Annotated in this window: 5 protein-coding genes; all 5 read left to right on the top strand. The window is 69.5% G+C overall.

What is annotated here, in order from left to right; all coding sequences use genetic code 11:
- Positions 1 to 1,165: type VI secretion system protein TssL, long form (tssL, locus tag Q8M82_RS05445; RefSeq protein WP_305690361.1), on the top strand; the 1,165-nt coding region annotated here is incomplete at its 5' end.
- Positions 1,166 to 1,178: 13 nt separating this feature from the next.
- Positions 1,179 to 4,793, top strand: a complete 3,615-nt coding sequence (tssM, locus tag Q8M82_RS05450; RefSeq protein WP_305690362.1) for a type VI secretion system membrane subunit TssM — start codon at positions 1,179 to 1,181, stop codon at positions 4,791 to 4,793.
- Between the two features lie 4 nt (positions 4,794 to 4,797).
- A complete protein-coding gene (tagF, locus tag Q8M82_RS05455; protein ID WP_305690363.1) occupies positions 4,798 to 5,505 on the top strand; it encodes a type VI secretion system-associated protein TagF in 708 nt (235 codons plus the stop codon).
- Positions 5,502 to 6,311 (top strand): PP2C family protein-serine/threonine phosphatase, encoded by an 810-nt coding sequence (locus Q8M82_RS05460; protein ID WP_305690364.1) that lies wholly within the window; start codon positions 5,502 to 5,504, stop codon positions 6,309 to 6,311. The genes tagF and Q8M82_RS05460 overlap by 4 nt, the downstream gene beginning before the upstream one ends.
- Positions 6,308 to 7,407: serine/threonine-protein kinase (locus Q8M82_RS05465; RefSeq protein WP_305690365.1), on the top strand; the 1,100-nt coding region annotated here is incomplete at its 3' end. The genes Q8M82_RS05460 and Q8M82_RS05465, both read left to right, overlap by 4 nt.

Genomic DNA, 7,407 nt, shown 5'->3' on the forward strand with positions numbered 1-7,407 from the left:
CCTGACGCCCAACGCCAACCCGCTGCTGCGTGCGGCCGGACCGCTGCTGCTCCTGCTCGGCCGGCTTCGCTCGCAGCTCAGCAGTGCGCCGCCCGCGCAACTGCTCGGCCAGGTCACCGAGACGATCGAGGCCTTCGAGCACGAGGTCCGCGCCGCCGGCGCCTCGGCCGAGCAGACGCGGACCGCCAAATACGTCCTCTGCGCGGCCGCCGACGACATCGTCCAGAACATCCCCGGCGAGGACCGGCATGTCTGGACGCAGTACAGCATGCTCTCGAAGTTCTTCGGAGAGCGGGTCGGCGGCGTGCGCTTCTTCGAGGAACTCGACCGCGCCAAGGCCGATCCGTCCGTCAATTACGACCTGCTCGAACTGATGCATGCCTGCCTGGCGCTGGGCTTCCAGGGCATCCACCGCACCTCCGCAGGCGGCGCCGCCAATCTCCAGATGATCCAGCGCAACCTGTTCGAGACGCTGCGCCGGGTGAAGCAGCCCGACCCCGAACTCTCGCCGCGTTGGCGCGGCCAGGCCGTCGCCTCGCAGGTGGCGCGCTTCAAGGTTCCGGTCTGGTCGGTGGCGGCGCTCGCCGGCGTCGCCGTGCTCGGCCTTTATTTCGTGTTCCGCTTCCTGCTCTCGGGCAATGCGGAAGCGGCGGCCACCGCCATGCTCTCGGTCCACCCCAAGGGCGAGCTCGGCATCGTCCGCAGGGTCTTCTCGGCCCCGCCCCCGCCGCTTCCGCCACCGCCCGTGCCGCCGAAGGTCTGCGGCGCCGTCCAGCCGCCGATCGTCTGCCAGGTCACGCCCAACGTCATCATCGTCCGGCTCGTCGACATCACTCTGTTCGAACCCGGCCAGGCCGCCGTGCGCGACGAGTTCAGGCCGCTGATCGAGCGCATCGCGAGCGTGCTGGAAACCGAGGGCGGCGCCGTCAAGGTCATCGGCCATACCGACAATGTGCCGATCCGCACCGCGCGCTTCGCCTCCAACCTGCAGCTCTCCCAGGCCCGCGCCAAGGCGGTCGGCGACCTGCTGCAGACGAAGCTGAGCAAGCCCGACCGCATCAGCGTCGAGGGCAAGGGCGCCGATGCGCCGATCGCCGACAATGCCAGCCGCGAGGGGCGGGCGAAGAACCGGCGCGTCGAAATCGTGATCCAGCGGCAGGGCTGAGGGAGGCGGACCCATGAACCTCGCCACCTGGCTCAAAATCGCCGCCATCGCCGTCGGGACGCTGGCGTTCGGCCTTCTCGTCTGGTTCGGCGCCCCCTTCGTCGCTATCGGCGAGAGCAGGCCCTTCGACTCCGTCTGGGTGCGGCTGCCGATCGTTGTGCTGCTGGCGCTCGGTGCGCTGGCCTGGATCGCGCTGACCGTGATCCGTCGGCGCCGCGCCACCGCCGCGCTCACCGAGGCGCTGGAACAGCAGCAGGAGGCGACCGGCGACGGCGCCGCACTCTCCGCCTCGATGCGCGACGCGCTCGCGACGCTGCGCCGCGCCCGTGGCAAGGATGGCGGCGACTACCTCTACGATCTGCCCTGGTACGTCATCATCGGCCCGCCCGGCGCCGGCAAGACCACCGCTCTGGTCAATTCCGGCCTGAAATTCCCGCTCGCCCGCGGCGGCGCCGCACCCGCCGCGATCGCCGGCGTCGGCGGCACCCGCTATTGCGACTGGTGGTTCGCCGAGGAGGCCGTGCTGATCGACACGGCCGGCCGCTACACCACGCAGGATACCGACGCGAAGGCCGAGAAGGCGAGCTGGCTCTCCTTCCTCGATCTGCTCAAGACCCACCGCCCGCGCCAGCCGATCAACGGCGTCATGGTGGCGATCAGCGTCGAGGATCTGCTGACCTCTTCGCCCGAGGAGATCGCCGCCCATGCCGACGCGATAAGAAACCGACTGCTGGAGCTGAACGAGCGGCTCAAGGTCGACTTCCCCGTCTATGCCGTCTTCACCAAGGCCGACCTGATCGCCGGCTTCAACGAATATTTCGGCGGCCTGTCGGAGCCGCAGCGGCGGATGGTCTGGGGCCACACCTTCCAGACCGGCGACAAGACCCGCAACATGATCGCCGACGTCGCGCCCGAATACGACGCGCTGATCGAGCGGCTGAACGAGCGCCTTCCCGACCGGCTGCAGGACGAGGCCAACCCGACCGCGCGCGCCCAGATCTTCGGCTTCCCGAGCCAGATGGCGACGCTGAAGCGCTCGATCACCGATTTCCTCGGCCGCGTCTTCGAGCCGACGCGCTATCATGCCAACGCGACGCTGCGCGGCTTCTATTTCACCTCCGGCACGCAGGAAGGAACCCCGATCGACCAGCTGATCGGGGCGCTCTCGCGCAATTTCGGTAGCAGCCACGCCAGCGCCGGCGCCTATTCCGGCCGCGGCAAGAGCTATTTTCTGACCGACCTGATCCAGAAGGTCATCATCGGCGAGGCCGGCTGGGTCTCGACAGACCTCGGCGCCGCTCGCCGCGCCACCCTGCTGCGGGCCGCCGGCTTCGCAACGGTGGCGCTCGTCTCGCTCGCCGCGCTCGGCCTTTGGTGGACGAGCTTCTCGCGCAACAGCGACCTGATCACCGCGACCAACTACGGAACCTCCGACTACCGCGCCAGCGCAGCCCCGGTGCTGCAGGAGACGACGATCTCCGAGCGCAATTTCAGCCGTGTCCTGCCGCTGCTGCACAAGCTGCGGCATCTGCCGGCGGGCTATGCCACCCGCGACGAGCCGACACCGACCGCCGCCACCTTCGGGCTCAGTCAGCGCGCCCGCCTGCAGAACGCGGCCGAACTCACCTACCAGCAGGCACTGGAGCGGATGCTGCGCTCGCGCATCATCTTCCGGCTGGAGGAGCAGCTCGAGGCCAACCAGACCAATCCCGGCTTCGTCTATGAGGCCCTCAAGGTCTACATGATGGTCGGCGGCCAGGCGAAGCTCGACCGCGACCTCGTCATCGCCTGGATGCGGCTGGACTGGGCCGAGAACCTCTTCCCCGGCGCCGCCAACGCCAAGGGCCGCGAGGCGCTGGAGGAGCATCTGGTCGCGATGCTCGATCTCGACGACGGCGAGGCCGAGCCGCTGGTCAAGCTCAACCAGTCGCTGATCGAGAACAGCCAGCGCACGCTGCGACGCCTCAGCATCGCCGAACGCGCCTATGAGCTCTTGCGCACCCAGGCCCGCTCGCAGAGCCAGAAGGATTGGGTTGCGGCTCGGCGCGGCGGCTCCGACGTGCGTCTGGCCTTCGAAGGCGTCGGCGGCGAGGATCTCGATGCGATCCGCGTGCCCTATTTCTACACCTATGACGGCTTCCAGAACGCCTTCGTCGACCGCCTCGGCGACATCGGCGACCGGATCGAGAAGGAACGCTGGGTGCTGGGCGAGAATGCCGACCAGCAGGCGATCATCTCCCAATACGCCACGCTCTACCAGGACCTGCTCAAGCTCTACAGCCGCGATTTCGTCGCCTCCTGGCAGCGCACGCTGGCAAGGCTGAAGCTGCGCCCGCTCAACGCCGACAAGCCGCAATACGTCGCGCTCAGTGCGATGGCGGCACCGACTTCGCCCTTCAAGCAGATCCTCGAATCCGTGCGCGACGAGACGCAGCTCACCAAGGAGCGCGCCTCGCCCCGCAAGGCGGCCGCGGCGGCTGCGACCGACGTTCTGGAGAAGCGCGCGAGCGACGCGCTGAGCCGGCTCGGGACCAATCTTCCGCTCAGCGCGCCCGGTGTCGAACGTGTGCTCGGCGGTGGCGGCAACGAGGCGCTCGGCGCCGACATCGAGGCGCAGTTCAAGCCTTTCCATGTCCTCGTCGAAGGCGATCTCGGCCGTCGCCCGGTCGATCAGCTCCTGCAGGTGCTGTCGGAGATCAGCCAGAACCTCGCCACCGCCGCGACCAACCCGGCGCAGGCGGCGGCGGCAAACGCAGCACTCGTGCCGCTGATCGCGACGCTGCGGGCCAATTCCTCGCGCTATCCCGCCCCCTTCGGCGCCATGGTCGTCTCGGCGGTCAACGATTTCGAGGGCGACGCCACGGGCGCCACCGTAGCCCTGCTGCGCCAGGCACTGGGCGACCAGGTCAGCCGCGTCTGCACGGAGATCCTAACCAACCGCTACCCCTTCGTGAAGGGCAGCGCGCGCGATGTGCCGCTGGCCGATTTCGCCCGGCTCTTCGCGCCCGGCGGCATCATGGACAAGTTCTACAAGGAGCGGCTCGAACCCTATGTCGACAGCTCCAAGGCGCAATGGAACTGGCGCGTCGACAGCCGCGTCGCCCGCTCGCTCTCGGCGACGACGCTGCGAGAGTTCCAGCGCGCCAGCGAAATCCGAGAGGCCTTCTTCCCGACCGGCGGCAATCTGCCCTCCTTCCAGATGATCGTCGTGCCGACCGCCCTCTCCGCCGACGCCGCCAATGCAAAGCTCGAGATCAACGGCTTCACCGTGACCAGCCAGCAGGGCGTCAACACGCCCGCCCCGGTGATGTGGCCCGGCGCTGGCATCGGCCGCACCGCGATCACGCTGACGCTCGGCGGGGCGAGCGGCGGCGGCGTCTTCGGCGGCGGCTTCTTCTCCTCCGGGCCGAGCGCGCCCTCCGGCGAGGTCAAGCTCTTCGAAAGGGACGGTGTCTGGTCCTTCTTCCGCCTGCTCGACACCGGCTCGGTGCTGCGCCAGGGCGACAATATCGGGCTGACGCTGGCGGCGGGTGGACGACAGGTCGGCTACCAGTTCGGCGTCGGCTCGCTGAAGAACCCGCTGATCCTGCCCGCATTGCGGGAGATCCGCTGCCCGTCGGGGATCTGAGGCGATGAGCTGCGGCCTGTTCGGGAAGCTGCCGGCCAAGCGCGATTTCATAGCGGTCAATGCGCCGGCGGCCTTCCTCAAGGTTTACGAGACCTGGCTCCAGGGCGGGCTGACCGCGAGCCGCCTGACGCTTGCGGGCGGATGGCAGCAGGCCTTCCTCAACGCCCCGATCTGGCGCTTCTGGCTCGGCCAGGGTCTGTGCGGGCAGGCCGTCGCGGGCGCCTTCATGCCCTCTGTCGACGGCGTCGGCCGCTATTTTCCGCTGACGGTCTTCGCCCTGGCGCAGCCCGGCGGCGCGATTCCGCATCCGGAACTCGACCCGCAGGACACATGGTATGCCGGGGTCGAGGATTTCCTGCTGCAGGCCCTCGATCCGGAGACCAGCTTCGAAGCCGTCTCGGATCGCCTGTCGCGGCTTGCCATGCCCAATGACGCGCTGCTCGCGCCGCCGCCACCGGACATGGTGCGCCTCTCGGACGGCACCATCGTCACCGCTCTGGACGCCGCGGGCTTCCCCGCCCGGCTCGCCGCGTTGCGGGTCGAGGACCACGCCCGCGCCTATGCCCATGCGACCTGCTTCTGGACCGTCGGCGGCGCGAATTTCGAGCCGCTCGCCCTGGTCGGGCACGGCTTGCCCGACCCCTATCTCTTCGCCGGCCTGCTGACCGGCCATTTCGATGCGTTCCTCGAACCGGGGCGGGCCGTGTCATGAGCGATCTCAGCCAGGATCCCAGCCAGACCGCCTCGGGCTTCGAGACCGGCGCCGTCAGCCATGTCGGGCGCATCCGCAGCGCCAACGAGGACAATCTGGTCGTCCGGCCCGAATTCGGCATCTGGGCGGTCGCCGACGGGATGGGCGGCCACGAGAACGGCGCGCTCGCCAGCGCAACCGTCGCCGCCGCCATCGAACGCATCGGTCAGACCCAGTCGGCGCCCGATCTTCTGGCCCGGCTGGAGGATGGCGTGCTGCAGGCCAATGCCGAGCTGCGCCGCCACATCGCGGAGGGCAACGGCGCGCCGATGGGCTCGACGCTGGCGGTCCTGCTCGTCCACGAGCGCCACTTCGCCTGCGTCTGGTGCGGCGACAGCCGGATCTACCTCATCCGCGCCGGCCAGATCCTGCAGATCTCGCGCGACCACACCGAGGTTCAGGATCTGGTCGAGCGCGGCGTGATGACCGCCGCGGAAGCCAGGCTCTCGCCGCGCCGCCACGTCATCACCCGCGCGATCGGCGTCCACGACGTACCGGAGCTCGATCTCGACAGCGGCGAGATCGAGGATGGCGACGTCTTCGTCCTCTGCTCCGACGGGCTGACGGAGCATGTCGGGGAGGCCGAGATCCTCGAAGCGGCCGAGGAGGCCGGCGCCCAGCAGGCCTGCAACGCCCTGCTGGCGCTGACCCTGCAGCGCGGGGCGCGCGACAACGTTACGGTGATCATCATGCGCTATACCCGCAGGGACGACCGGACGACCCGGTGGCTGCCGAACAGGCGCATGCAGGAGACCGAAACGCCATGAGCGACTCCGAGCGCACCGTCTTCGCGCCCCGCGCCGGCGCCGTCTCCGTCGGGACCACCCTGAACGGCATCTACGAGATCGAGCGGCTGATCGCCGTCGGCGGCATGGGCGAGGTCTACCAGGGCCGCGCCATCCAGACCGGCGATGCGGTGGCGATCAAGATGATCCGCCCGGAGCTCGCGCGCGACGAGGCGGCGCTCGCCCTGTTCCGGCGCGAGGCCGCCGCCCTGCACAATCTCTACAACGAGGCCATCGTCCGGTACTACGTCTTCACGATCGATCCGGGGACGCAGTCGCCCTATCTGGCGATGGAATTCGTCGACGGCCAGCCGCTCTCGGAGCGCATCAAGGAGGCGCCGCTGAGCCTCGACGAGGTCGACGTGCTGCGCCGGCGCATCGGACCGGGCCTCCACGCCGCCCATCTCCTCGGCATCGTCCACCGTGACGTCTCGCCGGACAACATCATCCTGCCCGGCGGCAGCGTCGCGCGGGCCAAGATCATCGACTTCGGCATCGCGCGCTCAAGTATCCTGGGCGAAGGCACGGTGATCGGCTCGGGCTTCGCCGGCAAATACAACTATGTCTCCCCCGAGCAGCTCGGCCTCTATGGCGGCGACGTCACCGGCCGCTCCGACATGTACAGCTTCGGCCTCGTCCTCGCCGAGGCGCTGACCGGCAAGCCGCTCGACATGGGTGGCAGCCAGGTCCAGATCCTCGAGAAGCGCCGTCGCCTGCCCGATCTCTCGGGCATCGACGCCCGCATCCGCCCGCTCCTGGCCCGCATGCTCGCGGCCGACCCGGCCGAGCGCTTCGCCGACATGTCGGAGGTCGCGGCGTGGCAACCGCAGGCGCCGGCCGCCAAGGTCGCGGCCGGCAAGTCCCCGCTGCGCGCCGTCGCCGGCATCGCCGCACTCGCCCTGCTCGCCGGCGGCGGATTCTACGGCTGGACCCTGCTGAACGACGAGCCGCCCCGCGGCGACACCCCGCCACCGGCCCTCAACGAGGCCCGCAGCGAGCCTCCGGCCCAGACCCCGAACCCGGCCCAGGCCCAGAACCGCGTGCCGGAACTGGTCGAGCCACCCGCCGTGCCGCCGCC

It is taken from the genome of Allobosea sp. (assembly GCF_030694325.1).
Taxonomy (GTDB): Bacteria; Pseudomonadota; Alphaproteobacteria; order Rhizobiales; family Beijerinckiaceae; genus Allobosea.

What these genes read in the sequence shown, in the direction of transcription:
- tssM (WP_305690362.1), top strand. Translation starts at nt 1,179, where the DNA reads ATGAACCTCGCCACCTGGCTCAAAATCGCCGCCATCGCCGTCGGGACG.
- tagF (WP_305690363.1), top strand. Translation starts at nt 4,798, where the DNA reads ATGAGCTGCGGCCTGTTCGGGAAGCTGCCGGCCAAGCGCGATTTCATA.
- Q8M82_RS05460 (WP_305690364.1), top strand. Translation starts at nt 5,502, where the DNA reads ATGAGCGATCTCAGCCAGGATCCCAGCCAGACCGCCTCGGGCTTCGAG.